Source organism: Streptomyces sp. NPDC029014 (genome assembly GCF_055564695.1).
Genome location: NZ_JBVHVT010000209.1, coordinates 1 through 2,173, shown reverse-complemented (window position 1 = coordinate 2,173; position 2,173 = coordinate 1). Strand labels below are relative to the sequence as shown.

The 2,173-nt window shown below is 74.0% G+C and carries 2 protein-coding genes; one reads left to right on the top strand and one right to left on the bottom strand.

What is annotated here, in order from left to right:
* Positions 1-133 precede the first annotated feature (133 nt).
* Complete coding sequence (locus ACZ4VL_RS40485) at positions 134-640, bottom strand: nuclear transport factor 2 family protein (protein ID WP_468211007.1); 507 nt, start codon at positions 638-640, stop codon at positions 134-136.
* Between the two features lie 146 nt (positions 641-786).
* Here ACZ4VL_RS40485 and ACZ4VL_RS40480 point away from each other — a divergent pair.
* On the top strand, positions 787-2,173 hold a 1,387-nt coding region (locus ACZ4VL_RS40480), incomplete at its 3' end, for an FAD-dependent oxidoreductase (RefSeq protein ID WP_468211005.1).

Genomic DNA, 2,173 nt, shown 5'->3' with positions numbered 1-2,173 from the left:
CCCCAGCCCCCTCCGCCTTTCTTCTTGTTTCCTTCCCTTTTTCTTTTGTTCCCCGGAAGGAACGGAGACGGGGGAAGGCAGCCGAACCCCTTCCCCCCCCCCCTCCCGTGTTCCCGGAGCGGGACGCTGTCGCTCAGGCGAGGTCGTCCCGGGTCACCAGGCGGCGGCTGGTGCGCCAGCGGCCGCGGGAGAGCACCAGCTCGTCCTCCATCACGCACACCCGGTGCACCCGCGACTCCCCGCCCCGCGGCGTCAGGTGGACCAGCGCGTAGCAGCGGGTGCGCAGCGTGCCGTTGGACTGCGGCTGCACGTCGAGCATGCCGATCCAGTGCCGCAGCTGCTCCCCGCTCCTCGCCTGCACCTCCCGGTTGCGCCGCACGTTCGCGGCGAGTGCGGCACGCCCGCGCACCGGCTCCGGGAGCGTCGGCACGTCGAAGACGGCGTCCTCGGTGAACGTGCCGGCCCACCGCTCCGCCTCGAAGGAGTCGAACAGCTGCATCTGGTGCGCGTAGAACTGCTGGACCTCCGCGTACACGAGGCCGAACTCGCGCTCCGCCGGCGGGTACGGCGGTACGGGGGCGGCGGCCGGGGCGGCCGGGGTGGTGGTCGTGGCGGACAAGGTGGTGGTCGTGGCGGTCATGGCGGGCTCCGTTCCGTCAGGTCCCCGCAGTCTTCGCGGCACGGATCGAGCACCCTTCGAAGACCCCTCAAGTGCTCCTCCCCAGGGTGGGAGCCGTGGTGGCCGCGGCCGCCCACCCCTCCCGCACGACCTGAGGAGCCACCGCCATGGGGACCGTCACCGGTACGCCGACCAGGGGTCGGGCCGCCCGCGTCCTCGTGGTGGGGGCAGGGCCCGTCGGGCTGACCGCAGCCCACGAACTGGCCCGCCGCGGGCTGCGCGTGCGCCTCGTCGACGCCGCCCCCGGACCGGCCGCCACCAGCCGCGCCGTCGCCGTCCACCCGCGCACCCTGGAGACCTTCGACCAGATGGGCGTCGCGGACGCGGTGCTCGCCGCGGGCCGCAGGAACCGGGCCTTCACCATGTACGCCGGCGGCCGCCGCCTGGTCCGTCTCGACGCCGACTACGCGACGATGCCGACCCGCTTCCCGTTCACCGTCGTCATCGAGCAGACCCGCACCGAGGAACTGCTGCGCGAGGCCGTCGCCCGATTCGGCGTGACCGTCGAGTGGGGGGTGCGGCTCACCGCCCTGGAGCAGGACGCGGCCGGCGTACGGGCCACCCTGGAGCATGCCGCCGGCGGCACGGAAACGTACGAGGTGCCCTGGCTGGTGGGATGCGACGGCGGCCACAGCACGGTCCGCAAACAGCTCGGCCTGCCGCTGATCGGCGAGTCCAGCGAGACCTGGGAACTGGCCGACGCCGACGTCGAGTTCGACCTGCCGCCCGACACCATCTACTGGGCGCACACCGGCGGGCAGGCCCTGATGATGGTCCCCTACCGGGAGGACGGCCGGTGGCGGCTGCTCGACACCGCCCCCGTCCGCCGCCCCGGGGAGCCGGCCGACGCCGAAGCGGTGGCCCGCCGGTTCTCCGCGAAGCTCAGTGCCGGACTCGGCCGCCCCGTCCGGGTCTCGGCCCCCTCCTGGAACTCCGTGTTCACCTTCCAGCAGCGCATGGTGCCGCGCATGGGCGAGGGCCGTTGCTTCGTCGCCGGCGACGCCGCCCACGTCCACAGCCCCGCCTCCGGGCAGGGCATGAACACCGGCATCCAGGAGGCGTACAACCTCGGCTGGAAGCTCGCCATGGCCGACCGCGGCCAGGCCGGTCACGAACTCCTCGCCAGCTACGGGCAGGAGCGGGTCCCCGTAGGCAGGGCGCTGCTCGGCTCGACCCGCAAGGCCACGTTCCTCGTCCAGTTCAAGAACCGGCTGGCCGGGGTGGGGCTCCCGGTCGCCTTCACCTTCGTACGGAACATCACCCCGCTGCGCCGGGCCATCCAGCGCAAGGTCCTCGGCGGTATGTCCGGGCTGCGCCTCGCCTACCCGGACAGCCCGCTGAGCACCGGAGCCCCGGCGGGCGCCCTGACCGCCGGGTCCCGGGCGGCCGCGGCGGCCGCCCGGGGACCAGAAACCGGCCGCCCACGAGAGCTCCGCGCCGCGCCCCCCGGCCCCCCACTGTCGCTGCTGTGGGTGGCCGGCGGCATCGACAACG

What these genes read in the sequence shown, in the direction of transcription:
- ACZ4VL_RS40485 (WP_468211007.1), bottom strand. Translation starts at nt 640, where the DNA reads ATGACCGCCACGACCACCACCTTGTCCGCCACGACCACCACCCCGGCC.